This window comes from Rhizobium sp. 01N48 (assembly GCF_056399145.1).
The window spans coordinates 197,866-222,660 of the sequence record NZ_JBFTQT010000006.1 but is presented as its reverse complement, the minus strand read 5'-3'; the positions used below and the strand labels follow the sequence as shown (position 1 = coordinate 222,660).

Here is a 24,795-nt window from a genome sequence, read left to right as displayed (position 1 = left end):
CGCTGTCATAGGCACTTGTTAACGGCCCTGCTTTAGACTTGCCGCAAGTTTCTCCTGATGGGTGTGATCATGACCGGATCGCGTGTCGACAATCTGAGCGTTGCCGTTTTGCTTCCCTGCTACAACGAGGCGGCGACGATCGGCCCGGTCGTGCGCGGCTTCAAGGCGACGCTGCCGGATGCGGCAATCCATGTCTACGACAACAACTCCACCGATGGCACGGCGCTTCATGCCATGCTGGCGGGCGCCCATGTCGTGCGCGAAAGACGCCAGGGCAAGGGCCATGTGGTGCGCCGCATGTTTGCCGATATCGATGCCGACATCTACATCATGGCCGATGGCGACGGCACCTATGCGCCCGAGGACGCCGAGGAGCTCATCCGCACGCTGCTCTCCGAGCGCGCCGACATGGTTGTCGGCACACGTCGCGGCGTGCACGACGACGCCGGCCGCCAGGGCCACGCCTTTGGCAACCGCATCTTCAACATCCTGTACCGCACGATCTTCGGCCCGGATTTCACCGATATCTTCTCCGGCTACCGGGTGTTTTCGCGCCGCTTCGTGAAGAGCTTCCCCGCGGTCTCGGCCGGCTTCGAGATCGAGACCGAGATGTCCGTGCACGCCTCGCGTCTGAAGCTTCCTGTCAGCGAACTGGAGCTCGATTACGGCCGCCGGCCCGAGGGCTCGCACTCGAAGCTGTCGACCTTCAAGGATGGCGCCAAGATTCTCTGGATGTTCGCCATGTTGATGAAGGAAACGCGCCCCTTCGCCTTCTTCGGCATCATCACCGGCCTGTTCATGGCGCTGAGCCTCGGCTTCATGGCGCCGGTTCTGGCGGAATATTTCGCGACCGGCCTCGTCAGCCGCATGCCGACCTGGGTCATGTCGATGGCGCTGATGATGATCTCGTTCATGATGTTTACCGCAGGCGTGATCCTGGATTCGGTCGCCCGCTCGCGCGCCGAGCACCTGCGGATCGAATATATGCGGCTCGAGGCATCGCATCTTCTCGGCAACGGCTTTGCCTCCGAGCTTGAGGAGATCGACATTCGCCGGCAGCCCTCTCAAGCAGGTGCGGCGTGAAGAAACTGCTGCGCTTCGGCATTGCCGGCGGGCTGGGCTTCATCGTCGATGCCGGCGTGCTCATGCTTTTGCTGCACACGACGCCGATCGGGCCCTTCATCGCCCGGGTGATCGCGATCGCGCTCGCCATGGTGACGACATTCGTCTTCAACCGAACCTTCACCTTCGAACGCTCGGGAGATTCTCTCGCCGCCGAAGGGTTTCGCTACGGCTCGGTCGGGATCACCGCCGCACTGGTCAATTACGGGCTCTACTCGGCGCTGCTTCTTTCCATGCCCGACCTGCAGCCGCTGGCGGCGATGGTATTTGCCACCGCCGCGGCAACTGTCTTCAGCTTTTTCGGCTACTCGCGCTTCGTCTTTCGCGAGAAATAATCACACCGTCTCCCAGCCGTCCTTCTCGCTCGCCCTGTAAATGGCGTCGATGAATGCCTGGCTGAGCTTGGAGCTCTCCAGCGACACGATCTCCTGCGCCTCACCGTTTGCCGCACGCGCGAAAGCTTCGGCCTCGCGCTTGTACTGGCGGCTGTCGGGGAAGCGGAACACCGTGGATTCGTTGTGGCTGCGGTTGCTGAGTTCTATCTCTTCGGCGCCCCAGCGATCGGCATTGAAGGGCGACTTCACCTCGATGAAGCCCTCGCTGCCGTGGAACACCATGACCTGGCGGTTCGCCATCTGCGTGGAGATGTAGAAGCTGAGCTCGAAGCCGCCGAAATCCGCCTTGACGCTGGAATAGATGTCGGTGCCGAAATCAGGATCGCGGCGGGTGACGGCCTGAACGCGGCGCGGCTCCTCACCGGTGACGAAGCGCGTTGTGATGGTCGGGTAGACGCCGATATCGGGCAGCGCGCCGCCGCCGAGTTCAGGGATGTTGCGCATGTTGCCGGGGTCGCGGTTGAAGTAGGTGAAGGCGCCCTGCACATGCAGCAGCGTGCCGATGGCGCCGTCCTTGATCAGCTGACGCACCTTCAGCCAGACCGGCGCGTAGGTGACCATGTAGGCCTCGGTCACCAGCACCTTGTTGCGGTCGCGCGCGGCAATCAGGCTATCGATTTCGTCGGCCTTCAGCGCGATCGGCTTTTCGCAAAGCACATGCTTCCCGGCATCGGCCGCCTTGATCGTCCATTCGACATGCTGGGCCGTCGGCAGCGGGATGTAGACGGCGTCGATCAGGTCGGAGGCCAGCATCTCCTCGTAGGAGCCGAAGGCGTGCGGCACCGAGAAACGGTCTGCCATCTCTCTCGCCTTCGCCAAATCGCGGCTGGCGATTGCCGTGACGACGCAGTTTTCCGCGTCCTGGATGGCCGGAACCACGAGCTCGCGGCCGATCTTGGCGGTCGACATGATACCGAAGCGCAGCATGGTCATTTCCTCTCCTTAATTGATTTTGAGGGGAGATTAGAGACGGCCGGGCTGCGGCGCAATGGCGCGATCACAATTCGCGGCGCTGGCCGCGATGCAGGTTTTCATCCGCCCTGATGCGCACTAGGTTACATCGCAGCGGCGTCCTGCCGCGGTCCGAATTTCACCAGATTGAAGATTTCAGGAGTATCTCATGGAATTGCGTCGCCTTGGAAAAACTGGCCTTTCGGTCGCGCCGATCGTGTTCGGCGGTAATGTGTTTGGCTGGACGGCCGACGAGAAAACCTCTTTCAACATCCTCGACGCCTTCTTCGACGCCGGCTTCAACACCATCGACACGGCCGACGTCTATTCGGCCTGGGTGCCGGGCAACAAGGGCGGCGATAGCGAAGAGATCATCGGCAAATGGCTGAAGCAGAACAAGGTCGCCCGTGACAAGGCCGTGATCATCACCAAGGTCGGCTCCGAGATGGGTCCCGGCAAGAAGGGGCTGAAGGAGCAGTACATCCTCGAAGCAGTCGAGGCGTCGCTGAAGCGGCTGCAGACCGATTATATCGACCTCTACCTCTCGCACTGGCCGGATGCCGAGACGCCCTATGAAGAGACGCTCGGCGCCTTCGCCAAGCTGAAGCAGCAGGGCAAGATCCGCGCGATCGGCTGCTCCAACCTCGACGCCACGCAGCTGCAGGCCTCCTTCGACGCCGCCGAGAAGGCCGGCCTGCCGCGCTATGACGTGATCCAGCCGGAATACAATCTCTACGACCGCGCCCCCTTCGAGGGACCACTGGCCGATCTCTGCGTGAAGGAGGATATCGGCGTCATCACCTATTTCAGCCTCGCGGCCGGCTTCCTGTCGGGCAAGTACCGCAGCAAGGCCGATACCGAAGGCAAGGCGCGCGGCGGCAAGGCAGCCGGCTATCTCGACGACAAGGGCTTGAAGATCCTTGCGGCGCTCGACACCGTCGCCACCGAGACCGGCGCCAAGCCCGCCGAGATCGCGCTTGCCTGGCTCCTGCGCAAAAAGGGCGTCACCGCCCCGATCGCCAGCGCCACCAGCCTGTCGCAGCTCGACAGCCTGACGAAATCGGCAACGCTTGCGCTCAGCGACGAGGCGATGGCGCTGCTCGACAAGGCTGGCGCCTAGGGGAGATGGCGATGACCGTGACGATACGAGACGCGAGACCCGACGACGAAGCGCGCTGGCGTGCGCTTTGGGATGGCTATCTGGCGTTCTACGCGGTCACGGTCGCGCCAGAGATTACCGACAATACGTGGCGCCGGGTCTTCGATCCGGCGTCATCCATCGGCATGCGCGTGGCCGAGGTGGATGGGACGCTGATGGGCTTTGCGCTCTATCTCACCCATGAAGGCACCTGGATCATGGGCAAGGACTGCTATCTGGAAGATCTCTATGTCGATAACGCCGCGCGCGGAATGGGGATTGGCCGGGCGCTGCTCGACGATCTCGTGGTGCTCTGCAAGACGCAAGGCTGGTCGCGGCTCTACTGGCATACCAGCGAGAGCAATGAACGCGCCCGCTCGCTCTACGACAGCTACGTCGAAAGCGACGGCCATATCCGCTACCGCATCAATTTTTGAGCGGCGGAAACCCCACGTACCATCCAGAATGATCGCCCTCCCAATTCTCCATCCCCGGCTTGGTCAAGATGCCGCGCGGGCTGACATAGCTCTGGATCACCCGGCGCGGGCGCTCGTGCCACTGGATGTTGAAGGCCCATAATTTCGGGAAGAAGCAGAGCGAGGCGTAGGGCAGATGGTCGTGGATCCACCAGGCGAGCCGCTGCCAGTCCTCGAGCGCGTGATAGCGATCGACCACCCAGGGAACAACGACGCAGGCCGCAGCACCCATGTAGCCATCGGCGTCACGCATGTCCCAGATGTGGTGGGCGGCGGTTGCGGCGTTGGTGGAGCAGTTGAGCTTGTTCTGGTTACCGAAGCGGTTGACCTCGGGCGAGCGGTAGCCGGAGCGGATGTGCAGGCGGCCGAAGGTTTCCTGCAAGGGTTCCAGCAGTTCCTCGCACAGTCTCCTGCCGGTCTCGATGGCGAGATCCGGATCCTCGGGAATATTCGGGATGCGATAGAAATCGGCGATCTCGGAATGCAGGAAATCGCGCAGGAAGAAATTCTTCGACAGCCTCGCCCGGCCCAGATCCTCCAATGCTTTCATCGATCCCGGCTTTTTCATAAGCGGCCTCCCTGCCCTGCAAACGGCAAGTTTGCAGCATCGGCCGCAAATGGCCACCCGAAATGATCGGAACCATTAGCCTTCGTCCAGCTTCTCTCTGCGAAGCCGCATGACGCGGCTTCCACGAGCCAGGGACAAAGGACAAGGGACATGGCAAAGGAAAAGAACCTCGACGATCTGTTCTACGATACGCTCAAGGACATCTACTACGCGGAAAAGCAGATCCTCAAGGCTCTGCCGAAGATGGCGCGCGCGGCGCAATCGGAAGAGCTGAAAGCCGGATTCATGACGCACAAGGAACAGACGGAAGGCCATGTCGACCGGCTGCAGCAGGTGTTCGAGCTGATCGGCAAGCGGGCGCAGGGCAAGACCTGCGAAGCGATCCAGGGGATCATCGCGGAAGGCGAAGAGATCATCGAGGAATTCAAGGGTTCGCCGGCTATCGATGCCGGGCTGATCTCCTCGGCGCAGGCCGTCGAGCACTACGAGATGGCCCGCTACGGAACGCTGAAGACCTGGGCGCAGACGCTCGGCAAGAAGGACGTGGTGACACTGCTCGACCAGACGCTGCAGGAGGAAGCGGCCACCGACAAGACCTTGTCGAAGCTCGCCACCTCGGCGGCCAACCAGAAGGCCGCGGCCTGACCGGTGGCGCAGGTGGGAGCGCCGCGACCGGCCGCTCCCGCCTCAGCCCGTGTAGCGGAAGAAATCGATTAAGGCGCGCAAGGCCGGGCGCATCTGGCGGCGGCTTGGATAATAGATGAAGGGGCCCGGATAGGGCGCGCACCAATCCTCCAGCACCCGCACCAGCTTGCCGCTTGCAAGCTCATCCTCGACGCGCAGGTCGAAGAGATAGGCGAGACCGACGCCGTTCAGCGCCGCGATCAGCGCCAGCCTGTCCTCACTGACGATCAGCGGGCCATCGACAGGCACGACCAGTTCGCGGCCATCCTTCTCGAACTCCCAGCGATAGATCGTGCCGTTGGTGAAGCGCCGCTTGATGCACGGTGATTGACGAGATCGGAGGGATGCAGCGGCTTGGGGTGGCGTTTGAAATAATCCGGCGAAGCGGCGATCACGGTCGTGAGATTCGGCGAGGCGCGCACGGCGATCATGTCGGCCTCAAGGCTCTCTTCCAGCCGGATGCCGGCGTCGAAGCCTTCGCGGACGATGTCGATGAAGCCATCCTCGTTGGCGATTTCGAGCGTGATATCGGGGTAGCGGTTGAGGAATTCGCCGAGGCGGGGCGCGAGCAGGATATCGGAGGCGAAGCGCGGTGCGGTCACCCGCAGCGTGCCGGCCGGCCTTCCTCCCGCCTCGCTGACAGCTTCGAGCGCGACGCCGATCTCCTCCAGCGCCGGCTTCAGCCGCTGCAACAGCAGTCTCCCCTCCTCCGTCGGCGCGACGCTGCGCGTCGTGCGCGCCAGAAGCCGGATGCCCAGGCTCTCCTCGAGGCTAGAGACGGCGTGGCTGACGGCCGAGGGCGCGATCTCCAGTTCCTTGGCGGCGGCGCGGAAGCTGCGGCGCTCGGCAACAGTGGCGAGAACGGCGAGTTGGGCGAGCTGAGTCCTGTTCATTGATCTATTTGTTAGAACAGCCTGTGCCGCATTGCACGTATTTTTTGAAAGCTTTCGGCGCGCTAGGTTTGCCTGGTGCCGCTCGAACGCGGCCTCACTATTCGCTCGAAGGGAGCCAGACATGAAAACCCGCACACTCGGACAGGACCTTCAAGTCTCCGCCGTCGGCCTCGGCTGCATGGGCATGAGCTTTGCTTATGGCGCCAGCGACGAGAATGAATCGATCCGCACGCTTCACCGCGCCGTCGATCTCGGCATCACCTTCTTCGACACGGCCGAAATGTACGGCCCCTACACCAATGAGCAGCTGCTTGGCAGCGCCCTGAAGCCGGTGCGCGACCGCGTCGTCATCGCCACCAAGTTCGGCTTCAAGTTCGATCCTTCGAAATCCGGCGCGGCGGCGCTGACGGGCGTCGACAGCCGGCCGGAGAATGTGAAGCGCGTGGCGGAAGCGTCGCTGAGGCGGCTCGGCACCGATGTCATCGACCTCTATTACCAGCACCGCGTCGATCCCAACGTCCCGATCGAGGAGACCGTCGGCGCCATGGCCGAGCTGGTGCGCGAGGGCAAGGTGCGGGCGCTGGGCCTGTCAGAAGCCGGTAGCGCCACGATCCGGCGGGCGCATGCGGTGCATCCGATCGCGGCCGTGCAGAGCGAATATTCGCTCTGGTCGCGCGATCCCGAGCATGACGTGCTTGCTACCTGCCGGGAGCTCAAGATCGGCTTCGTGCCCTACAGCCCGCTCGGTCGCGGCTTCCTGACGGGGGCGATCCGCAAGCCTGATGATCTCGGTGCCGACGATTTCCGCAGCCAGCTGCCGCGCTTCCAGGCGGACAATTTCGATGTCAATGCGGCCCTTGTGGCCAAGCTCGAAGCGCTGGCGAAAGACAAGGGCGTGACCACGGCGCAGCTGGCGCTCGCCTGGGTTCTGCATCAGGGCGAGGACATCGTGCCGATCCCCGGCGCCCGCAAGGTCAACCATCTCGAGCAAAACGCCGCCGCCGCCGATATCGCGCTCTCGGCTACAGAGCTCGCGGAGCTTAGCGCAATCATGCCGCTCGAGGAGATCGCCGGCAAGCGCTACTCCGAGGCATCGCTGGCGATGACCAATCTCTGAGAGAACAACCTCTGACAGGTTGGGCCGGCCCTGCGAGATCAGCGGGGCGGGCCAACCACAGATAAGGAAAGAGATTTGGTTTTGTTCAACTTTGGGTCTTCTCCTCGCGAATATTAGCACTAGGTAAACTTTCCGTTGAGAGGAAGGGAACCCCATGCCAGATGCCAAGGACAAAGGGCCGGCCGATCCAGGCCTGTCCGACATAAGAGGACGCATGCTCGTGCTTGAAGTGGTGGCGATGACCTCGCTGGCGCTGGTTCTGGACACATCCGGCGAGGATGGCGGGAAGATGGGGCGGGGTATCCTGCATCTCATCCGCGAGGCCGTCGGCAACAAATGCGACGAGATGGGTCTCTCCGACAACGCCTCATCGACCGCGCAGGCCTATGCCGAGGAACTGATCGGCACCGCCCTGGCCACGCTCTACCCATCCACGCATTAAAGTAGGCCCAGCCCAGCAACGACTTTGCGCGTTGCCCGCTCCGCGCTATACTTCACCATCGATATGATCGAGGTACGGACCATGACGGACCGGCAGGCGATAGAGGCAGTCGTGCATCTCTATGTCGAAGGCATGACCTTCGCCAACGAGGCAGCGCTGCGCAAGGCGTTTCATCCGAAATGCGCTGTCATCGGGCATTATGAGAGCGCGGTCGAATGGTCGACCCGCGATGAGTTCATCGCCGCCATCGTGGCCGAGGGCTCCGCCCCGCCAGGCACGCAGCCGCACATGGACATCCAGACCCTTGATGTTATCGGCGATGCCGCCAGCGTCAAGGTCAGCGACGACTTCGCCGGCATGCGTTTCACCGATTATCTCTCGATGCTGAAGATCGAGGGGCGATGGACGATTGTGAATAAGGTTTATTATCTGCACCTTTGATGGGGTGGTGGTGGGGTGTTGGCCTCGGCAGATCTGCTATCGCGTTCCGCCACAGCCCACTCTCCTCCCTCATTCCTGTCCTTGTGACAGGAATCCAGCCACGGCGCGTCTGCGCCGTGAATGACTGCTTTTCATATCAAGGAAAGAGTCTCTGCGCCGCGCCGACGCGCGGCTGCTGGATCCCCGCCACAAGGGCGAGGATGAGGGAGAGTGGGGCGCGACCAGCGCTAAACCAATGAGGGCGGCGGCCGTAGGGCCGTAGCCTGCCCGCACCAGAGGCCGAGGCCGCAGCCCCTATCTATCAACCCCGCAGGACGCCGCCGGTGACCTTGGTGACGCTGGCGACGATCTTCTGCGTCAGGGCTTCGAAATCCTCGTCGGTCAGCGTGCGCTCGACCGGCTGGATTTGCACCTCGATGGCGACCGACTTCTTGCCCTCGCCGACCGAGGCGCCCTCGAAGATATCGAAGACGTTGACACCGGCGACCAGCTTGCGGTCGGCACCGGTCGCGGCCTTGATGATGGCGCCGGCTTCGACCGCCTTGTCGACGACGAAGGCGAAGTCGCGCTTGACGGCCTGGAACTGCGAGAGCTCCAGCGCCGGCTTGGTGCGGGTCGCCTTCTTCTTCGGCTCGGGCATGGCGTCGAGATAGACCTCGAAGCCCGCGAGCGCGCCGGAGACGTCGAGCGCTTCCAGCGTCGAGGGGTGGAACTCGCCGAAATAGCCGAGCACGACCTTCGGGCCCATCTTGATGGTGCCGGAGCGGCCGGGGTGGTACCATTCGGGACCGCCCTGCTCGACCTGGATGTTGGTCATCGGCAGGCCGCAGGCCTCGATCACGGCAAGCGCATCGGCCTTGGCGTCGAAGACGTCGACCGGCTTGCCGCCGCCCTTGGATGCATTCGACCACATGCGGCCGGAGCCCGCCATCGAGGCGGTGCCGCGACGGATGCCGCCGGCAACGCGACGCTGGCCTTCCGGCCTGTCGTTCTCATAGGTGCCGGAAACTTCGAAGATCGCGACGTCGCCATAGCCCTTGTCGGCATTGCGCTGGGCAGCCGTCAGGAGACCAGGCAGCAGCGAGGGGCGCATGTCGGACATTTCGGCTGCGATCGGGTTGGCGAGCTTCAGAGCCGGCGAACCACCGCCGAAGAGCTTCGCCTGATCTTCCGAAATGAAGGACCAGGTGACGGCTTCCAACATGCCGCGCGAGGCAAGCGCGCGCTTGGCGGTGCGGGTGCGGATCTGCAGCGTCGTCAGGATGCGGCCGTTGACTTCGGTGTGGCTTTCCAGCGGCGCCGGCTTGATGTTGTCGACGCCGTGGATGCGCATGACCTCTTCGACGAGATCTGCCTTGCCATCGACATCGGGACGCCAGGAGGGAACGGCGACGGAAACGCGCTCGCCCGAGCCGCTGACCTTGAAGCCGAGGCGCGTCAGGATCTCGACGCTCTCTTCGGTGGAGACTTCCAGGCCCGTCAGACGCTTCACTTCCGAGAAGGGGAAGTCGACGATCTTGGGCTCGTAGCCCTTGTAGCCAACGATCTCGGCCTTGGCGGCGGTACCGCCGCAGAATTCGAGCACCAACTCCGTGGTGCGCTCGAGGCCGGGGACCATGTATTCCGGGTCGACGCCGCGCTCGAAGCGATAGCGGGCATCGGTGATGATGCCGAGGCCGCGGCCGGACTTGGCGATGTTCATCGGATCCCACAGCGCCGATTCGATCAAGACGTCGGTGGTGTTCTCGTCGCAGCCGGAGTGCTCGCCGCCCATGATGCCGCCGATCGACTCGATGCCATTTTCGTCAGCGATGACGACGTTGTTCGGGCCGAGCTTGTATTCGCGCTGGTCTAGCGCCAATACCGTCTCGCCATCCCTCGCGCGGCGAACGGTGAGGTTGCCCTTCACCTTGGCGGCGTCGAAGACGTGCATCGGGCGACCCTGGTCGAAGGTCATGTAGTTGGTGATGTCGACGAGCGCGTTGATCGGACGCAGACCGATCGCCGTCAGGCGCTGCTGCACCCACTTGGGGCTCGGGCCGTTCTTGACGCCGCGCACGAGACGCAGGCCGAAGCCCGGGCAGAGCTTGTCGTTATCGAAATCGAGCGTCAGCTTGACCGGCGTTTCACCTTCGACAGCGAAGGATGGCGCGGGGCGCGTCTTCAGCGTGCCGAGGCCGGAAGCGGCCAGATCGCGGGCGATGCCGTAGATCGAGGTGCAATCCGGACGGTTCGGCGTCAGGTTGATCTCGATGACAGGATCGTCGAGATGGGCGTAGGCCGCAAACGAGGTACCGACCGGCGCATCCTCGGGCAAGTCGATGATGCCGTCATGGCTGTCGGACATGTTGAGCTCCTTTTCGGAGCACATCATGCCGTGGCTTTCGACACCGCGGATCTTGCCGACGCCGAGCGTGACATCGATACCCGGCACATAATCGCCCGGCCGCGCCAGCGCACCGACCAGGCCGGCACGCGCATTCGGCGCACCGCAGACGATCTGCAACGGCTTGCCGCCGTTGATATCAGGGCCGGCATCGACCGACAGCACCTTCAGGCGATCGGCTTCCGGATGCTTCTCAGCCGAAAGCACGCGGGCGATGACGAAGGGCTTGTAGGCCGCCTTGTCGTCGACATCCTCGACCTCGAGGCCGATCTCGGTCAGGCGCTTGCAGATTTCATCCAGTGTGGCGTCGGTCTCAAGATGATCCTTGAGCCAGGAAAGCGTGAATTTCATTGTGTTGTTCTCGTCTCAAAAATCATCGAAAAAGTTCAGATTGTTCAGGCTGCACGACCAGGCGCCCTGGCGCCGGGGGCTTTCCAGCCGAGAAGCAGCCCCTTGACGGAGACGCCTTCGTCCAGACCCGGCCACCAGACGCCGGAAAATTGCAGTTCGACCTCGGCGCGCGCTTCGGAGGGTGCCTCGGCCAGGAAGGGATACCACCAGAGCGGCGTCCTGATCTGCCTGCCATCCGCCAGCACGACATAGAGGAACTCGTCGTCGCAACGAGCGGCCACCGGGCGCTGTTCCTCGTCAGCCGGCCCCAGCGCATGCAGCGCGTCATTGATGCGGCCTTGCCAGCCGGGTCCCGTGCTGCGGAAGTAATCGACCACGTCCTTGTCGAGCCTCAAACCGATGCGTTCCTTCACCGGCGCCTTTTGCGGACCGCGTTTGCCGCGCGCCCTCTCCAAGACCGCACCAAGCTCCGGCGTTTCCCGCAGCGACAGGATCGGGGCATCGCCACCATCCCCGAAAGCGGGCACATCCTCGCCGTGGGCGATCTCATATTCGTCGAGTGAGATCAGACCCTTTCGGACATCGTCGAGCGTCGGAAGCGAACTATCGTTCGCCGCCCCGTCGCTCTTCGTAAATCTTCTGTTCGCGGTCATTCATCTTCCTCAGCGATATAACTCGAACCCGGCCCTCTCTCGGCGTCCAGCAAAAACAGCAGAGTGTGCCATCAAGCCGTCCATAGGAGTTGAAACGATCCTCTCCATAGTCTGCTCTGAGATCAGGTACCGTGACGATGCTTTCGGGATCGAAGCGTTCGACGTCGGCGAAGTCCAGTCCTCGGTGCTGGAGGGTTAGCTGACGTTTATCTTCGTCCCACTCCAGCTCCATTTCTAGCACACTCAGTTATTTGTGGCCACAATAAACTCAGCTGCTCAACCCGCCGAACAGCGTCGGCATGTCGAGTGGGCGGAAGCTGTAGTGGGTCATCCAGCGGACGTCGGCGTTGAAGAAGTCGCGCAGGTCGGGCATGCCGTATTTCAGCATGGCGATGCGGTCGAGGCCCATGCCCCAGGCAAAGCCCTGGTACTCGTCGGGATCAAGACCACCCGCGCGCAGCACGTTCGGGTGCACCATGCCGCAGCCCAGAATCTCCATCCAGTCGGTGCCTTCGCCGAACTTGACGATCGGGCCGGAGCGGTCGCACTGGATGTCGACCTCGAAGGACGGTTCCGTAAAGGGGAAGAAGGACGGGCGGAAGCGCATGGTGACGCTGTCGACCTCGAAGAAGGTCTTGCAGAACTCTTCCAGCACCCAGCGGATGTTGGCGACATTGGCCTTCTTGTCGACGACGAGGCCTTCGACCTGGTGGAACATCGGCGAGTGCGTCGCGTCGCTATCCTGGCGGTAGGTCTTGCCGGGGATGATGATGCGGATCGGCGGCTTCTGCGCTTCCATGGTGCGCACCTGAACCGGCGAGGTGTGCGTGCGCAGCACCTTGCGCTCGCCGTTCTCATCCGGATTGAAAAAGAAGGTGTCGTGCATCTCGCGGGCCGGGTGACCCTCGGGGAAATTCAGCGCCGTGAAGTTATAATAGTCGGTCTCGACATCGGGACCTTCGGCGATCGAGAAGCCCATGTCGGCGAAGATCGCGGTGATCTCGTCGACGATCTGGCTGATCGGATGGATGCGGCCGCGCTCGGCGGGCGAGGAGCGGACCGGCAGCGACACGTCGACGGTCTCGGCCTTCAGGCGCGCATCGATCGCAGCCTTCTTGAGATCAGCCTTGCGGGCATTGATCGCGTCGGTCACCACCGTCTTCAGCGCGTTGATCTGGGCGCCGCGGGTCTGGCGCTCTTCAGGCGTCATCGAGCCCAGCGTCTTCAGGAGTTCGGAAACCGACCCCTTCTTGCCGAGGGCCGCGACGCGCACGGCTTCGATCGCCGGTTCATCGGCGGCGGCCGCGACATCGGACAGGAGTTGCTTTTCCAGGGTTGCGAGTTCGGTCATCTTTTCCTGCCTTCAGGGCGTCCAGTCTTTGAGGGACACTTCACGAAACATGCTTCAGATAGCTGGTCGCCACGATGAAACGTCGCAGATCACTACCCATGTGTACGCGGCCAATCAACCGGGCAGCCGACAAAAAGCCGCCGAGGAAGCCGGTAAGCTTGCGCAGTTCGGCAACGGCCGCCGGTGGCGCCACCTCGGCCCAGGCCTTGTAGGCCCGGTCGTGGGTTTCGCCGCCAAGCTTGGCGCGGGTCGCGACCTGCAAAAAGAGCAGCCAGATATCGCGTGCCTGGGCGACCTCAAGCGGCATCACCCGGTCTGGCTCTTCCTCGAAATCCATGAAACCGACGCGGCCGTCCTTCAAAAACATGTCGCGCGGATAGGGGCGGCCATGGCACAGGCCCTTTGCATGCAGCCGTCCGAGTTCTCCGGCGCAATGGACGAGCATGTTGTCATGGGCGACCGGATCGTTGTTCAGCACGTGATAGAGCTGGCGATCGACGGTCTCGCCGGCATCGCTGAAGACGACGGCGGCACCCGAGGAATAGATGACGCGGGCGGTCGGCACGTCTAGGGCTGAAAACTGGGCGATGCGGCGGATTTCGCGCGCCGCCATGCCCTCGTCGGCCAGAAGCGGCGATGGGCGCAGGAAGGGCGCGCGGATGAGATTGGCGAGCATGCGCTGCAGCACCATCCAGCGCGAGGCGCGCTCGGTGCCGTAACGCTTGATCCAGACAGCGCCGCCAGACAGCGCAACACGCTCGACGCGCTTGGAGCCGCGCAACAGGGCCGCGAGCAGAACCGGAACGTCCTCCTCGCCCAGCCCGCTTTCGGCAAGCAGATCGCGGTCCGTCGTCGGGTGTCTCAGATCGTTGGCCAAATCTTGATCGTTCGCCACTTCAGGCGTCCCTATCCCGGTAAAACGAAGAAACCCGCGCAAGCCTTGCCAGCGCGGGTTTCAAATCATCGAAGCGAAGGTTCGAATAGCGCCGGCTTAGTTGACGGCTGCTTCAAACTCGTTCTTCGTGCCAGCGTCCTTCAGGTACTCGAGTGCCTTCTTGGAGGCAGCAACGAGCGCACCGAATGCTTCCGGCTCATGGATCGCCATGTCGGAGAGAACCTTACGGTCAACTTCGATGCCAGCCTTGTTCAGGCCGTCGATGAAGCGGCCGTAGGTCAGGCCGAATTCGCGGACAGCAGCGTTGATACGCTGGATCCAGAGTGCGCGGAAGTTACGCTTGTTGATCTTGCGGTCGCGGTAAGCGTACTGCTTCGAACGATCGACAGCAGCCTTGGCGGCGCGGATGGTGTTCTTGCGGCGGCCGTAGAAGCCCTTGGCCTGCTTCAGAACCTTCTTGTGCTTGGCGTGGGCGGTAACGCCTCTCTTTACACGTGCCATATCATGATCTCCTTAATCTATACGTTCGCGGAATAGTCTTAGAGACCGTTCGGCAGGTAATTCTTCACGACCTTGCGGCCATCCGGTTCTGCCAGAACCATGGTGCCACGTGCATCGCGAATGAACTTGTTGGAACGCTTGATCATGCCATGGCGCTTGCCAGCAGCGGCAGCCTTGACCTTGCCGGTCGCGGTGATCTTGAACCGCTTCTTGGCGGAGGACTTCGTCTTCATCTTGGGCATTTTGCTACTCCGTTTCTGATCCCCCCACTTGGCCTAAAGAGACGGCTTCAAAAGAAGCCTTCTTACGATGCCCGGTTGCCCGGTCGTCGCAACAAGTGCGGGAGCGTTTGTTGTTGATCTGCGGTCACGGTGACGAACCGTGCCGCAAGCATTCGAAACTGCCACGGCATGCCCTGCCGGTCAGTTCGGACGCGCGCTTATAACCGCAGTGTCATGAAAGTGCAACGGGGCGAGGAAGGAATCTTCCGAAGCCGCTTCGGACCCTGCTCCTCGGGCGTCGATTGCCCTTTATACCAGGGCAGAAATACAAAAGCCGCCCTCGCGGACGGCTTTGATACGAACGGTGGCGACGCGCCTTATTTGGGCGCGAGCACCATCATCATCTGGCGACCTTCGAGCTTGGGCTCGGCTTCGACCTTGGCATATTCCAGCGTGTCGGCCTTGACCTGCTGCAGGAGCTTCATGCCGAGTTCCTGGTGGGCCATTTCGCGGCCGCGGAACTTCAGGGTCACCTTGACCTTGTCGCCTTCTTCGAAGAAGCGGCCCATCGCCTTCATCTTCACGTCATAGTCATGCGTGTCGATGTTCGGACGCATCTTGATTTCTTTGACTTCGACGATTTTCTGCTTCTTGCGCGCCTCGGCGGCCTTCTTCTGGTTGGAGTATTTCAGCTTACCCAGATCCAGGATCTTGCACACAGGCGGTTCGGCGTTGGGGGAAATCTCAACGAGGTCGAGTCCGGCTTCTTCAGCCATTCTCAGGGCCTGGTCGGTCGCCACGACGCCCAAATTCTGTCCTTCAGCGTCGATCAGCTGAACTTTGGGAATGCGAATTTCCCTGTTCGAGCGCGGCCCATCCTTTACGGGCGCGTCGTTCTTAAACGGTCTGCGAATGGTCGTATTCTCCTCGCGTTGTTTCGGATTGCTGCAGCGGATCGCCTCTATATAAGGAAGACGACCGTGTTTCGCCATCGCTGCAACGAAGTCATTAGCACGCTTTAGCGGAAAAATCACCTGCTGTCAGCCTGTCAAGAATCTGTTTTATAGGCCGAAACAAAGGAGTTTCGCCATGTCCGACGCCAATATCGCCCCTCAGCACCAATTTCTGACCGTCGGCGAAGGGCTGGCTGCGCGAGAGATCGCCTATATCGCCCGCCCGGCTGCCGGCGACAAAACGGGCCCGACGCTGGTCTGGCTATCCGGATACCGCTCCGACATGAGCGGCAGCAAGGCCGTCGAGCTCGATCGCATGGCTGAAGAGACCGGGCTTGACTGCATCCGCCTCGATTACTCCGGCCACGGGATCTCCGGCGGCGAATTCCGCGACGGCACGATTTCGCGCTGGCTCGAGGAGGCGCTGGCCGTCGTGCTTCATCTGAAGCCGGAACGCATCGTGGTCGTCGGGTCCTCGATGGGCGGCTGGATCGCGCTCAGGATGGCGCAGGAGCTGGCCGCAAGAGACGGTGCGCCGAAACTCGAGGGTATGGTGCTGATCGCGCCGGCGCCGGATTTCACCGAGGTGCTGATCGAGCCGAACCTCACCGAGAAAGAGAAGACATCGCTCGCCGAGCGCGGCTTCTTCGAGGAGCATTCGGAATATAGCCCCGAGCCCAATATCTATACCCGCGCGCTGATCGAGGACGGCCGCGACAACCGGGTCCTGACCGGGATGATCGAGACCGGATGCCCGGTTCACATCCTGCAGGGCATGAAGGATCCCGACGTGCCCTACACGCATGCGATGACGCTGATCGAGCACCTTCCCGCCGACGATGTGGTGCTGACATTTATTCGTGATGGCGACCACCGCCTGTCGCGTCCACAGGACATCGAGCGCATGCTTGCGGCGGTCAAGTCGTTCGTCAGCTAAGCCGTTGATGGCGCAACCGCGTCGCGCCTGCCGAAAAATCTGAATTTATTTCAATGCGTTGGCGACATTTCGCTGCGCGCAACGAGCGCGCGCGGCGCCACGCCTTGTGCCAAATCCTAACGCATTTTAACCATATTGACCGCTTCTCACCCCCTCCTCAGAAGTAGTGATTGACTCCAAGCGGCCCTCTCCGTTAACTTTTTGTTAATAAATCAAGGGCGATGCAAGGAACAGTGGGCGTGCGGATCAAGGGTTTCCTGGTGGCCATGATGGCCATGTTTGCAATGTCGACCTCGGCTACGCCGGCATCGACCAACACTCTTTCCATGGTCGTCGGCGCCACGACGTCGCAGCCGATCGGCCATTACGAGTTTTGCCAGTCGCATCGCGAAGAATGCGGCCCGAACCGCAACGTCGCCGCCATGGAAATGACCGACACCAAGTGGGCTCTCGTCCGTTCGGTCAATTCAAGCGTCAACACCACGATCATCCCGATGACCGACATGGAAGTCTACGGCAAGGAAGAAGTCTGGGCTTACCCGACGACCGCCGGCGACTGCGAGGACTATGCGCTCCTGAAGCGCCGCATCCTGATCCAGCGCGGCTTCTCCGCCGCCAACCTTTTGATGACCGTCGTGCGCAAGCCTGACGGCGAGGGTCACGCGATCCTGACGCTGCGCACCACCAAGGGCGATTTCGTCCTCGACAACCTGGCCTCCACCGTGAAGCCCTGGTTCGACACCCCATATTCCTTCATCAAGCGCCAGTCGAGCGCCAATGCCGGCCGTTGGGTCACCATCGAGAATGGCCGCGACGTTCTGGTCGGCGCGCTGAAGTAGGATTATCGAAAACCGAAATGTTCAATGGCCGGCTTGCGCCGGCCATTTTCGTTTTCGGGTCAACCACTCCCGATCAATATCCCCGCCCCAAGCACCAGCCCGCCGCCGACGACGACCTGGAAGGCGGCGCGGAGGAACGGGGTTTCCATGAAGCGGTTCTGGATGAAGGCGATGGCCCAGAGTTCGAAGATGGCGATGATGACCGCCAGCGTGGTGGCCGTCCAGAAATCCGATATCAGGTAGGGGAGCGTGTGGCCGAGGCCGCCGAGCGCCGTCATGACGCCACAAGAGAGTCCGCGCTTGATGGGGGAGCCGCGGCCGGAGATCTTGCCATCGTCATGGGCGGCTTCGGTGAAGCCCATCGAGATGCCGGCGCCTACGGAGGCCGAGAGGCCGACAAGGAAGGTCTGCCAGGTATCCTGCGTCGCAAAGGCCGCGGCGAAGATCGGGGCGAGCGTCGAGACGGAGCCATCCATCAGGCCGGCGAGGCCGGGCTGAACATAGGTCAGCACGAATTGCCGGCGGTTCTTCTGGTCCTCTTCCTTGCGCACGTCTTCCGGCGTGTGCTTGTCGCCGAGCATGCGGGTGATGTCCTCATGCCCCTGCTCTGCCAGTGCCAGATCGCCGAGCAACTGCCGTGTCGAGGCATCGCTGACGCGGCCGGCGGCCTCGATGTAGAAGCGGTAGGCCTGGTTTTCCATGGCTTCCGCTTCCTGGCGGATTTTCTCAAGCGACAGGTTGGCGCGCAGCCAGTCCGGCTTGCGCTCGTAGAAGCCCTCGACATGCTCGCGGCGGATCAGCGTGATGCGCTCGCCGAAGCGCTGACGGTAGAGCGTGATCAGCGAATTTCGGTGGGTGTTTTCGACTTCCGCCATCTCCTCGAAAACCTTGGCCGAAGCCGGATAATCATTGCGCAGGCGGTCGGCATAGGCGAAATAGATGCGCGCGTCGTCCTCCTCGGAGCCGATGGCGAGCGCCAGGATCTCCTGCTCGGACAGGCTGTCGAAAGAACGCTTGGGTGATCTGAAAATACGTTTGAGCATGCTGGCCTCTTTTAGAATAATTCTAAAATACGCCTCGCACATGCGGCGGTCAAGCCCGCGGAGCGGCCGCTTGCGGGTGATGTGCATGTTCCGCCGAGCGGCCATGTCTAGCGAAAGCGAAAAACAGCTCCCCGCAGTAACCGCAAGCACACCCGTAAACTAGTTTCATGTATTTTATGCACGCCCAGGTATATTTCATCTTCTTTATTTACAAAAATAGCCTAAAAATCAGCCTAAAAGCTGGTTGAAATTTGCAACTCTCGGGTTGAGATATTTAAAAACCTCGGCATAGTGTTCAGATAAATTTAATGAAATGAACGGGAACTATCAAAGTGCCAGATCCGGTGGATATTATTGTCGGCCAGAACGTCAGGACGTTGCGCGCCAAGCGACGCATCTCCCAGCTGGAACTTGGAGAGGCGCTCGGGCTGACGTTTCAGCAGATCCAGAAATACGAGAAGGGCACCAACCGCGTTTCGGCGAGCAAGCTGCACCAGATCGCGGTTTTTCTCGGCGTCGATATTTCGGCGCTGTTTGAGGGTGCGGATACGACGTCACGGCCGGGCCTCAGCGCCGAGGCCTACGAGCTTGCCGTGACCTACGACAAGCTGCGATCGACCGCCGGCAAGGAAGCCGTCATGACCATCGTGACGCTGATGTCGGGTGAAGACGTCTACGCCTGAGATTTCGGCGTGACGTGACCGCGCGAGCGGTTAGTGAAAATCGCAGTCGTGCAGAGCGACCAGCAGCTGGTCCTGCGTCTGATGACCGGCATGGTAGAGATCGATCGCAACGCTGGCGATCGACAGGCCCTGCTGGCTCAGGAGCTTGATATTGCGCTCCGCGCACCAGGTGTACAGCGCGCCCGCGAGTACATCGACATCATCAGCATGCATGGACAAAGCGGCTACCGTCATGGAAGTTGCTCTCGGTGTGTGAGTGAGTGTGTGTATTCCCCTTCGAGCATATTGAATATATTCGCGATCGCTGCATAGCGGCTTTCATTGCTTGCGTTAACGCGAATATTGCGACTGCGAACCGCTGTCTCAGAATGAGGCGTCCGCGCTGACGTACTCTACCTGCACGTTATTCCGACGCGACCCGGAACCCGTCCTGATGGAAGGTGCAGGCGGCGATGGCGTCGAGCATCGCCTGGAAGCGCGGATGGCCGCGCACCGCATCGAGGTCGGAATCATTGCTGAACCATAGGATCTGGTAGCAGGATGATTGCGGCAGCAGCGCCTCGAGGATATCGAGCGCCTTGTCGCATTCGCCGATCAGCGCGTGGACGCAGGCGACATTGTACTGCGCGACGATATCATCGGGATCGATCAGCTGGGCGCGCTTGACCCATTCGCGCGCCTCGTCGAAGCGGCCCATATGGGCGAGCGCCAGCGCGCCGCGATGCGCGGGGCCGGCGTTTTCGGGATGTAGCTCCAGCGCCCGCTCGGCGCGCTCCAGCCCGACCCTCGCCCAGTGCTCGCTTTCGCGCGACAGCCCCAGCGAGCGGCAGGCACTCGTCAGATGGATCGGCGAGAGATAATCGTCCGGCCGGATTTCGCTGGCGCGGGTGAAGAAGGTGATGGCGCCTTCGAACTTGCCCTGCATGAACAGGAAGCGGCCGTAGTGGAAGTTCGCCTCGTAGAGATCGGGCTCCAGCGCCAGCGCCTTTTCGAACTCCACCAGCGCCTCGCCGTCGCGGCCGTCCTGGTGCAGCGCCAGCCCGCGCGAGGCGTGCGCCTCGGCGAGATTGGGGTCGAGCGCTAGCGCCTTGGCGGTAAGCTCCAGAATGCCCTTCAGCGTGTATTCGCCGGCATGCCAGTCGCGCAGTGTCGATTCGCAATCGGCGATACCCGCATAGGCCTGGGCGTAATTCGGATCGAGCGCGACCGCCGTCGCGAACATGCGGCGCGCCATCAGCAGATAGTGCCGGGTCCAGGAATGCGAGAACTGCCGGCCGCGCAGATAATAGGTGTAGGCCTCGACATTGGTGGTCGGCGCGGCGGCGATCGCTTCCTGCTCTTCCGGCAGCAGCTTGATCTTCAATTGGTCGACGATCGCGTGGGTGATCTCATCCTGCACGGCGAAGATATCGGTCAGGTCGCGATCGAAGCGGTCGGCCCAGAGATGGGCGCCGTTGCGCGCATCGATCAGCTGGCCGGTGATGCGCACCCGCTGGCCGGCCTTGCGCACACTGCCCTGCAGCACGAAGTGGACGCCGAGCTCGGCTGCCGCCTGCTTCACCTGCACCGACTTGCCCTTGTAGGTGAAGGCGGTGTTGCGGGCGACGACGTAGAGATTGGAGATCTTCGACAGATCCGTGATGATGTCCTCGGTGATGCCGTCGGAGAAATATTCCTGCTCGGGATCGCCGCTCATGTTGGAGAAGGGCAGCACCGCGACCAGCGGCTTCTGCTTCTCCTTGGCCGCCGCCAGTGCCGCCGCATTGACCTTCAGCGGCAGAGCGCGCTTTGCCGAGATGGCGTAGACCTGCACGGGCTGCTCGATGTTTTTCAGCGTGAAGAGGCCGAGATCCTGGAAAGACAGATCGAGCCGGCTGCCGACGTGGTCGCGGGCGGACGCCGAGATCGCCACGCCGCCGGGCGCGCAGATCGCCTCCAGCCGGGCCGCGACATTGACGCCATCGCCGAAGATGTCGTTGTCCTCTACGATGACGTCGCCGAGGTGGATGCCCATGCGGAATTCGATGCGCCGCTCTTCGGGAAGCGCCGTGTTGCGCGCCGCCATCGCCTGCTGCACGTCGTTGGCGCAGGACACCGCGTTGACGATGCTGGAGAACTCCACGAGCATGCCATCGCCGGTGTGCTTGACCACACGGCCGCGGGCATTGGCGATCCTGGGATCGATGACCTCGCTGCGGCAGAGTTTGACCGCATCCAAGGTCCCCCGCTCATCGGCACCCATCATTCGGCTGTAGCCAACAATATCCACTGCGAGAATAGCTGCGAGACGGCGTTCCAAATCAACCTCGGGACAGGCTACCAAAGGGAATGCAAGTCTAGACCCTTTTCGAGGCCCAATACAGGAAGAATGCAACAAACCTAATAAAGAGACTAGCAATAGAATTGTCGAGTCTCTTCGACCACAAAAGATATGTTTATCCCTATGCAAAAATAGAAAAGCCCGGTTGCGAACAACCGGGCCCCTGAATTTTTACTGAGTATCTTAAATCAACCCTCGAAGAATTCCTTCATGCGGGCGAAGAAGCCGGTCGATTCCGGATTATTCTCCTTCGACGACAGCTCCTCGAACTCCTGCAGCAGCTCGCGCTGGCGCTTGGAGAGCTTCTGCGGCGTCTCGATCTGGATCTGGATGTAGAGATCACCGGTCTGGCTGGAGCGCAGCACCGGCATTCCCTTGCCCTTCAGGCGGAACTGCTTGCCGGCCTGGGTGCCCTCGGGAACCGTGACGCGCGACTTGGTGCCGTCGAGTGTGGCCACATCGAAGGTGCCGCCAAGGGCAGCCGTCGTCATCGAGATCGGGATGGCGCAGTAGAGATCGGCTCCATCGCGCTGGTAGAACTCGTGCGGCTTGACCGACAGGAAGATATAAAGATCGCCCGCCGGGCCGCCACGCATGCCGGCCTCGCCCTCGCCCTGCAGGCGGATGCGGGTGCCGTCTTCAATACCGGCCGGAATGTTGACCGAGAGCGAACGCTCTTCCGTGACGCGGCCCTGGCCGTGGCACTTGGTGCAGGGATCGGGAATGATCTGGCCGCGGCCATGGCAGGTCGGGCAGGTGCGCTCGACGGAGAAGAAGCCCTGTGCGGCGCGCACGCGGCCGGAGCCCTGGCAGGTGCCGCAGGTCTTCGGCTGGGTGCCGGGCTTGGCGCCGGAGCCGGAACAGACGTCGCAAGTGATCGAGGTCGGAACCCGGATCTGCGCCGTCTTGCCGGAGAAGGATTCCTCCAGCGAAATTTCCATGTTGTAGCGAAGATCGGCGCCGCGTTCGCGACCGCCGGACGAGCGCTGCCTTGCACGGCCGCCGCCCATCATCTCGCCGAAAATGTCCTCGAAGATATCGGAGAAGCCGCCGCCGGCGAAACCGCCGCCACCGCCGCCCATGCCGCCATGTTCGAAGGCCGCGTGACCGTAGCGGTCATAGGCCGCGCGCTTCTGCGGGTCCTTCAGCGTCTCGTAGGCTTCGTTGATTTCCTTGAACTTCTGCTCGGCGGTATGATCATCGGGATTCTTGTCCGGATGGTATTTCATCGCCAGCTTGCGGAAAGCGCTCTTCAGCTCTTTTTCGTCAGCCGTCTTGGCGACACCCAGCGTTTCGTAAAAATCGGCTTTTGCCATTAAGGATCAGACCCCGGAAATGGATTTCCGGCTGCCATGGTGAGCAGCCGGAATGTCAGTTTCAAACGTGACCGTTGCGAGCCGCTTACGCGGACTTCTTGCGGTCGTCGTCCTTGACTTCTTCGTAGTCGGCATCGACGACATTGTCATCGCCGGCTTCGGCGGAAGCGTCTTCCGCGCCACCTTCAGCCTGCTGCGCTTCGTAGATCGCCTGACCGAGCTTCATGGACACTTCCATGAGGGTCTGGGTCTTCGCCTTGATGTCCTCGGCGTCCGGCTCGGTTGCCTCGACGGAGGTCTTCAGAGCGGCAATCGCGTCGGAGATCGCGGTGCGATCGGCCTCGGTGACCTTGTCGCCGTAATCCTTCAGCGACTTCTCGCTGGAGTGGATCAGGCTTTCGGCCTGGTTCTTGGCTTCAACGCCTTCGCGACGCTTCTTGTCGGCTTCAGCATTGGCTTCGGCGTCCTTGACCATCTTTTCGATGTCGGCGTCGGAGAGACCACCAGAGGCCTGGATGCGGATCTGCTGTTCCTTGCCGGTGCCCTTGTCCTTGGCCGAAACCTGCACGATGCCGTTGGCGTCGATATCGAAGGTGACTTCGATCTGCGGAACGCCACGCGGTGCCGGCGGCAGGCCAACGAGGTCGAACTGGCCGAGCAGCTTGTTGTCCTGGGCCATTTCGCGCTCGCCCTGCGAAACGCGGATGGTGACGGCGGACTGGTTGTCGTCGGCGGTCGAGAAGGTCTGCGACTTCTTCGTCGGGATCGTGGTGTTACGCTCGATCAGACGGGTGAAGACGCCACCCAGCGTTTCGATGCCGAGAGACAGCGGGGTTACGTCGAGAAGCAGAACGTCCTTGACGTCGCCCTGGAGAACGCCGGCCTGGATGGCAGCGCCGAGAGCGACGACTTCATCCGGGTTGACGCCCTTGTGCGGCTCCTTGCCGAACAGCTGCTTGACGACTTCCTGCACCTTCGGCATGCGGCTCATGCCGCCGACCAGAACGACTTCGTCGATCTCGGCAGGGGTGACGCCGGCATCCTTGAGGGCTGCCTTGCACGGCGCGATGGTGCGCTGGACGAGATCGTCGACCAGGCTTTCGAGCTTGGCGCGGGTCAGTTTCAGCGTCAGGTGCTTCGGACCGGTTGCATCGGCCGTGATGAACGGCAGGTTGATTTCGGTCTGCTGCGACGAAGACAGTTCGATCTTGGCCTTTTCGGCAGCTTCCTTGAGGCGCTGCAGAGCAAGCTTGTCGCCCTTGAGGTCGATGCCGTTGTCCTTCTTGAACTCGGCAACGAGGTATTCGACGAGACGCATGTCGAAGTCTTCACCGCCGAGGAAGGTATCGCCGTTGGTGGACTTCACTTCGAAGACGCCGTCGCCGATTTCGAGGATCGAGATATCGAAGGTACCGCCACCCAAGTCGTAAACGGCGATCGTCTTGCCGTCCTTCTTGTCGAGACCGTAGGCAAGGGCTGCCGCCGTCGGCTCGTTGATGATGCGGAGAACTTCGAGACCAGCGATACGGCCGGCATCCTTGGTTGCCTGGCGCTGTGCGTCGTTGAAGTATGCGGGAACGGTGATGACGGCCTTTTCGACCTTTTCACCGAGGTAGGATTCAGCGGTTTCCTTCATCTTCTGAAGGATCATCGCGGAGATCTGGGCAGGCGAATAGCCGGTGCCGCGGGCCTTGACCCATGCGTCGCCATTGTCACCCTTGGTGATCTCGAAGGGAACGAGGCCCTTGTCCTTTTCAACCGTCGGATCGTCGTAGCGGCGGCCGATGAGGCGCTTCACTGCGAACAGCGTGTCCGTGGGGTTGGTGACTGCCTGGCGCTTGGCCGGCTGACCGACGAGGCGTTCGCCATCTTCGGAAAATGCAACGATCGAAGGCGTGGTGCGCGCACCTTCGGCGTTCTCGATGACCTTTGCGTCCTTGCCGTCCATGACAGCGACGCAGGAATTTGTCGTTCCGAGGTCGATACCAATTACTTTTGCCATGTCATTTACTCCTTGAAGCAAGCTGTCTGAACCCCGGGAAGGCATTTCGATGACAGCCCCTTACGGGATGGGTCTCTGTGTTTGACGCAATCGTGATTGCGGTGATGCGGCGTATAT

26 protein-coding genes and 1 pseudogene are annotated in these 24,795 nt (G+C 61.8%); 11 read left to right on the top strand and 16 right to left on the bottom strand.

The window, feature by feature from the left end:
• Positions 1–69: 69 nt before the first annotated feature.
• Together AC1DOG_RS14280 and AC1DOG_RS14275 are read left to right on the top strand one after the other, a co-directional pair.
• Positions 70–1,083: a glycosyltransferase gene (locus tag AC1DOG_RS14280; protein WP_477928855.1), complete on the top strand. Its 1,014-nt coding sequence runs from the start codon at positions 70–72 to the stop codon at positions 1,081–1,083.
• The gene (locus tag AC1DOG_RS14275; RefSeq protein WP_018899289.1) at positions 1,080–1,457 is read left to right on the top strand and encodes a GtrA family protein; all 378 of its coding nucleotides are present in this window, start codon (positions 1,080–1,082) and stop codon (positions 1,455–1,457) included. Before AC1DOG_RS14280 ends, AC1DOG_RS14275 begins: the two co-directional genes overlap by 4 nt.
• On the opposite strand, the gene AC1DOG_RS14270 is transcribed toward AC1DOG_RS14275, so the two are convergent.
• Positions 1,458–2,444, bottom strand: a complete 987-nt coding sequence (locus tag AC1DOG_RS14270) for a Gfo/Idh/MocA family protein (protein ID WP_477928974.1) — start codon at positions 2,442–2,444, stop codon at positions 1,458–1,460.
• A 193-nt stretch (positions 2,445–2,637) separates the two neighbouring features.
• On the opposite strand from AC1DOG_RS14270, the gene AC1DOG_RS14265 reads away from it, so the two are divergent.
• Together AC1DOG_RS14265 and AC1DOG_RS14260 are read left to right on the top strand one after the other, a co-directional pair.
• Positions 2,638–3,588, top strand: a complete 951-nt coding sequence (locus tag AC1DOG_RS14265; RefSeq protein ID WP_112944816.1) for an aldo/keto reductase — start codon at positions 2,638–2,640, stop codon at positions 3,586–3,588.
• 11 nt (positions 3,589–3,599) lie between these two features.
• A complete protein-coding gene (locus AC1DOG_RS14260; RefSeq protein WP_477928852.1) occupies positions 3,600–4,043 on the top strand; it encodes an N-acetyltransferase family protein in 444 nt (147 codons plus the stop codon).
• Here AC1DOG_RS14260 and AC1DOG_RS14255 read toward each other — a convergent pair.
• Positions 4,033–4,650 carry a hypothetical protein gene (locus tag AC1DOG_RS14255; protein WP_477928850.1) on the bottom strand — a complete coding sequence of 206 codons (618 nt, stop codon included), beginning with the start codon at positions 4,648–4,650 and terminating at the stop codon, positions 4,033–4,035. The genes AC1DOG_RS14260 and AC1DOG_RS14255 overlap by 11 nt on opposite strands.
• A gap of 150 nt (positions 4,651–4,800) precedes the next feature.
• On the opposite strand from AC1DOG_RS14255, the gene AC1DOG_RS14250 reads away from it, so the two are divergent.
• Positions 4,801–5,295: a YciE/YciF ferroxidase family protein gene (locus AC1DOG_RS14250; protein ID WP_047506830.1), complete on the top strand. Its 495-nt coding sequence runs from the start codon at positions 4,801–4,803 to the stop codon at positions 5,293–5,295.
• 42 nt (positions 5,296–5,337) lie between these two features.
• Here AC1DOG_RS14250 and AC1DOG_RS14245 read toward each other — a convergent pair.
• A pseudogene (locus AC1DOG_RS14245) lies at positions 5,338–6,227 on the bottom strand (LysR family transcriptional regulator).
• Between the two features lie 121 nt (positions 6,228–6,348).
• On the opposite strand from AC1DOG_RS14245, the gene AC1DOG_RS14240 reads away from it, so the two are divergent.
• From AC1DOG_RS14240 to AC1DOG_RS14230, 3 genes are all read left to right on the top strand, one after another.
• Positions 6,349–7,344, top strand: coding sequence for an aldo/keto reductase (locus AC1DOG_RS14240; protein WP_477928848.1), 996 nt, complete (start codon positions 6,349–6,351; stop codon positions 7,342–7,344).
• 154 nt (positions 7,345–7,498) lie between these two features.
• Entirely contained in the window at positions 7,499–7,786 is a 288-nt protein-coding gene (locus tag AC1DOG_RS14235) for a hypothetical protein (protein WP_018899281.1), read from the top strand.
• 81 nt (positions 7,787–7,867) lie between these two features.
• Positions 7,868–8,227 (top strand): nuclear transport factor 2 family protein, encoded by a 360-nt coding sequence (locus tag AC1DOG_RS14230; protein ID WP_477928846.1) that lies wholly within the window; start codon positions 7,868–7,870, stop codon positions 8,225–8,227.
• A gap of 301 nt (positions 8,228–8,528) precedes the next feature.
• On the opposite strand, the gene pheT is transcribed toward AC1DOG_RS14230, so the two are convergent.
• The 8 genes from pheT to infC all read right to left on the bottom strand — a co-directional run bounded on the left by pheT (position 8,529) and on the right by infC (position 15,499).
• Complete coding sequence (gene pheT, locus AC1DOG_RS14225; RefSeq protein ID WP_477928844.1) at positions 8,529–10,964, bottom strand: phenylalanine--tRNA ligase subunit beta; 2,436 nt, start codon at positions 10,962–10,964, stop codon at positions 8,529–8,531.
• A gap of 44 nt (positions 10,965–11,008) precedes the next feature.
• On the bottom strand, positions 11,009–11,617 hold the full coding sequence (locus AC1DOG_RS14220) for a BrnA antitoxin family protein (RefSeq protein ID WP_477928842.1): 609 nt from the start codon (positions 11,615–11,617) through the stop codon (positions 11,009–11,011).
• Positions 11,568–11,849, bottom strand: coding sequence for a BrnT family toxin (locus AC1DOG_RS14215; RefSeq protein WP_477928840.1), 282 nt, complete (start codon positions 11,847–11,849; stop codon positions 11,568–11,570). The genes AC1DOG_RS14220 and AC1DOG_RS14215 overlap by 50 nt, the downstream gene beginning before the upstream one ends.
• Before the next feature lie 36 nt (positions 11,850–11,885).
• Complete coding sequence (gene pheS, locus AC1DOG_RS14210; RefSeq protein ID WP_477928838.1) at positions 11,886–12,968, bottom strand: phenylalanine--tRNA ligase subunit alpha; 1,083 nt, start codon at positions 12,966–12,968, stop codon at positions 11,886–11,888.
• A gap of 40 nt (positions 12,969–13,008) precedes the next feature.
• On the bottom strand, positions 13,009–13,863 hold the full coding sequence (locus AC1DOG_RS14205) for a BUD32 family EKC/KEOPS complex subunit (RefSeq protein ID WP_477928836.1): 855 nt from the start codon (positions 13,861–13,863) through the stop codon (positions 13,009–13,011).
• Between the two features lie 96 nt (positions 13,864–13,959).
• A complete protein-coding gene (gene rplT / locus AC1DOG_RS14200) occupies positions 13,960–14,364 on the bottom strand; it encodes a 50S ribosomal protein L20 (protein WP_018899276.1) in 405 nt (134 codons plus the stop codon).
• Between the two features lie 38 nt (positions 14,365–14,402).
• Positions 14,403–14,606, bottom strand: a complete 204-nt coding sequence (rpmI, locus tag AC1DOG_RS14195) for a 50S ribosomal protein L35 (RefSeq protein WP_007813308.1) — start codon at positions 14,604–14,606, stop codon at positions 14,403–14,405.
• Positions 14,607–14,962: 356 nt separating this feature from the next.
• The gene (infC, locus tag AC1DOG_RS14190) at positions 14,963–15,499 is read right to left on the bottom strand and encodes a translation initiation factor IF-3 (RefSeq protein ID WP_113198846.1); all 537 of its coding nucleotides are present in this window, start codon (positions 15,497–15,499) and stop codon (positions 14,963–14,965) included.
• Between the two features lie 175 nt (positions 15,500–15,674).
• Between infC and AC1DOG_RS14185 the strand changes: the two genes are divergently transcribed.
• Together AC1DOG_RS14185 and AC1DOG_RS14180 are read left to right on the top strand one after the other, a co-directional pair.
• Positions 15,675–16,475 carry an alpha/beta hydrolase gene (locus tag AC1DOG_RS14185; RefSeq protein ID WP_477928833.1) on the top strand — a complete coding sequence of 267 codons (801 nt, stop codon included), beginning with the start codon at positions 15,675–15,677 and terminating at the stop codon, positions 16,473–16,475.
• 239 nt (positions 16,476–16,714) lie between these two features.
• Positions 16,715–17,314, top strand: a complete 600-nt coding sequence (locus AC1DOG_RS14180) for a transglutaminase-like cysteine peptidase (protein WP_477928831.1) — start codon at positions 16,715–16,717, stop codon at positions 17,312–17,314.
• 59 nt (positions 17,315–17,373) lie between these two features.
• Here AC1DOG_RS14180 and mbfA read toward each other — a convergent pair whose 3' ends face one another.
• Positions 17,374–18,357 carry an iron exporter MbfA gene (gene mbfA, locus AC1DOG_RS14175; protein ID WP_289728447.1) on the bottom strand — a complete coding sequence of 328 codons (984 nt, stop codon included), beginning with the start codon at positions 18,355–18,357 and terminating at the stop codon, positions 17,374–17,376.
• Positions 18,358–18,689: 332 nt separating this feature from the next.
• Here mbfA and AC1DOG_RS14170 point away from each other — a divergent pair, with 332 nt between their 5' ends.
• Entirely contained in the window at positions 18,690–19,040 is a 351-nt protein-coding gene (locus AC1DOG_RS14170; RefSeq protein WP_026283144.1) for a helix-turn-helix domain-containing protein, read from the top strand.
• 30 nt (positions 19,041–19,070) lie between these two features.
• Here the strand turns inward: AC1DOG_RS14170 and AC1DOG_RS14165 are convergent, their stop codons facing one another.
• The 4 genes from AC1DOG_RS14165 to dnaK all read right to left on the bottom strand — a co-directional run bounded on the left by AC1DOG_RS14165 (position 19,071) and on the right by dnaK (position 24,678).
• Complete coding sequence (locus tag AC1DOG_RS14165) at positions 19,071–19,274, bottom strand: hypothetical protein (RefSeq protein WP_113198795.1); 204 nt, start codon at positions 19,272–19,274, stop codon at positions 19,071–19,073.
• Positions 19,275–19,443: 169 nt separating this feature from the next.
• Positions 19,444–21,339, bottom strand: a complete 1,896-nt coding sequence (locus AC1DOG_RS14160; RefSeq protein ID WP_477928828.1) for a TPR end-of-group domain-containing protein — start codon at positions 21,337–21,339, stop codon at positions 19,444–19,446.
• Between the two features lie 209 nt (positions 21,340–21,548).
• Positions 21,549–22,676: a molecular chaperone DnaJ gene (gene dnaJ, locus AC1DOG_RS14155; protein ID WP_018899266.1), complete on the bottom strand. Its 1,128-nt coding sequence runs from the start codon at positions 22,674–22,676 to the stop codon at positions 21,549–21,551.
• An 85-nt stretch (positions 22,677–22,761) separates the two neighbouring features.
• Positions 22,762–24,678, bottom strand: coding sequence for a molecular chaperone DnaK (gene dnaK / locus AC1DOG_RS14150; protein ID WP_018899265.1), 1,917 nt, complete (start codon positions 24,676–24,678; stop codon positions 22,762–22,764).
• Positions 24,679–24,795: the final 117 nt, after the last annotated feature.

What these genes read in the sequence shown, in the direction of transcription:
- AC1DOG_RS14280 (WP_477928855.1), top strand. Translation starts at nt 70, where the DNA reads ATGACCGGATCGCGTGTCGACAATCTGAGCGTTGCCGTTTTGCTTCCC.
- AC1DOG_RS14270 (WP_477928974.1), bottom strand. Translation starts at nt 2,444, where the DNA reads ATGCTGCGCTTCGGTATCATGTCGACCGCCAAGATCGGCCGCGAGCTC.
- AC1DOG_RS14265 (WP_112944816.1), top strand. Translation starts at nt 2,638, where the DNA reads ATGGAATTGCGTCGCCTTGGAAAAACTGGCCTTTCGGTCGCGCCGATC.
- AC1DOG_RS14260 (WP_477928852.1), top strand. Translation starts at nt 3,600, where the DNA reads ATGACCGTGACGATACGAGACGCGAGACCCGACGACGAAGCGCGCTGG.
- AC1DOG_RS14255 (WP_477928850.1), bottom strand. Translation starts at nt 4,650, where the DNA reads ATGAAAAAGCCGGGATCGATGAAAGCATTGGAGGATCTGGGCCGGGCG.
- AC1DOG_RS14250 (WP_047506830.1), top strand. Translation starts at nt 4,801, where the DNA reads ATGGCAAAGGAAAAGAACCTCGACGATCTGTTCTACGATACGCTCAAG.
- AC1DOG_RS14240 (WP_477928848.1), top strand. Translation starts at nt 6,349, where the DNA reads ATGAAAACCCGCACACTCGGACAGGACCTTCAAGTCTCCGCCGTCGGC.
- AC1DOG_RS14235 (WP_018899281.1), top strand. Translation starts at nt 7,499, where the DNA reads ATGCCAGATGCCAAGGACAAAGGGCCGGCCGATCCAGGCCTGTCCGAC.
- AC1DOG_RS14230 (WP_477928846.1), top strand. Translation starts at nt 7,868, where the DNA reads ATGACGGACCGGCAGGCGATAGAGGCAGTCGTGCATCTCTATGTCGAA.
- pheT (WP_477928844.1), bottom strand. Translation starts at nt 10,964, where the DNA reads ATGAAATTCACGCTTTCCTGGCTCAAGGATCATCTTGAGACCGACGCC.
- AC1DOG_RS14220 (WP_477928842.1), bottom strand. Translation starts at nt 11,617, where the DNA reads ATGACCGCGAACAGAAGATTTACGAAGAGCGACGGGGCGGCGAACGAT.
- AC1DOG_RS14215 (WP_477928840.1), bottom strand. Translation starts at nt 11,849, where the DNA reads ATGGAGCTGGAGTGGGACGAAGATAAACGTCAGCTAACCCTCCAGCAC.
- pheS (WP_477928838.1), bottom strand. Translation starts at nt 12,968, where the DNA reads ATGACCGAACTCGCAACCCTGGAAAAGCAACTCCTGTCCGATGTCGCG.
- rplT (WP_018899276.1), bottom strand. Translation starts at nt 14,364, where the DNA reads ATGGCACGTGTAAAGAGAGGCGTTACCGCCCACGCCAAGCACAAGAAG.
- rpmI (WP_007813308.1), bottom strand. Translation starts at nt 14,606, where the DNA reads ATGCCCAAGATGAAGACGAAGTCCTCCGCCAAGAAGCGGTTCAAGATC.
- AC1DOG_RS14185 (WP_477928833.1), top strand. Translation starts at nt 15,675, where the DNA reads ATGTCCGACGCCAATATCGCCCCTCAGCACCAATTTCTGACCGTCGGC.
- mbfA (WP_289728447.1), bottom strand. Translation starts at nt 18,357, where the DNA reads ATGCTCAAACGTATTTTCAGATCACCCAAGCGTTCTTTCGACAGCCTG.
- AC1DOG_RS14165 (WP_113198795.1), bottom strand. Translation starts at nt 19,274, where the DNA reads ATGACGGTAGCCGCTTTGTCCATGCATGCTGATGATGTCGATGTACTC.
- dnaJ (WP_018899266.1), bottom strand. Translation starts at nt 22,676, where the DNA reads ATGGCAAAAGCCGATTTTTACGAAACGCTGGGTGTCGCCAAGACGGCT.
- dnaK (WP_018899265.1), bottom strand. Translation starts at nt 24,678, where the DNA reads ATGGCAAAAGTAATTGGTATCGACCTCGGAACGACAAATTCCTGCGTC.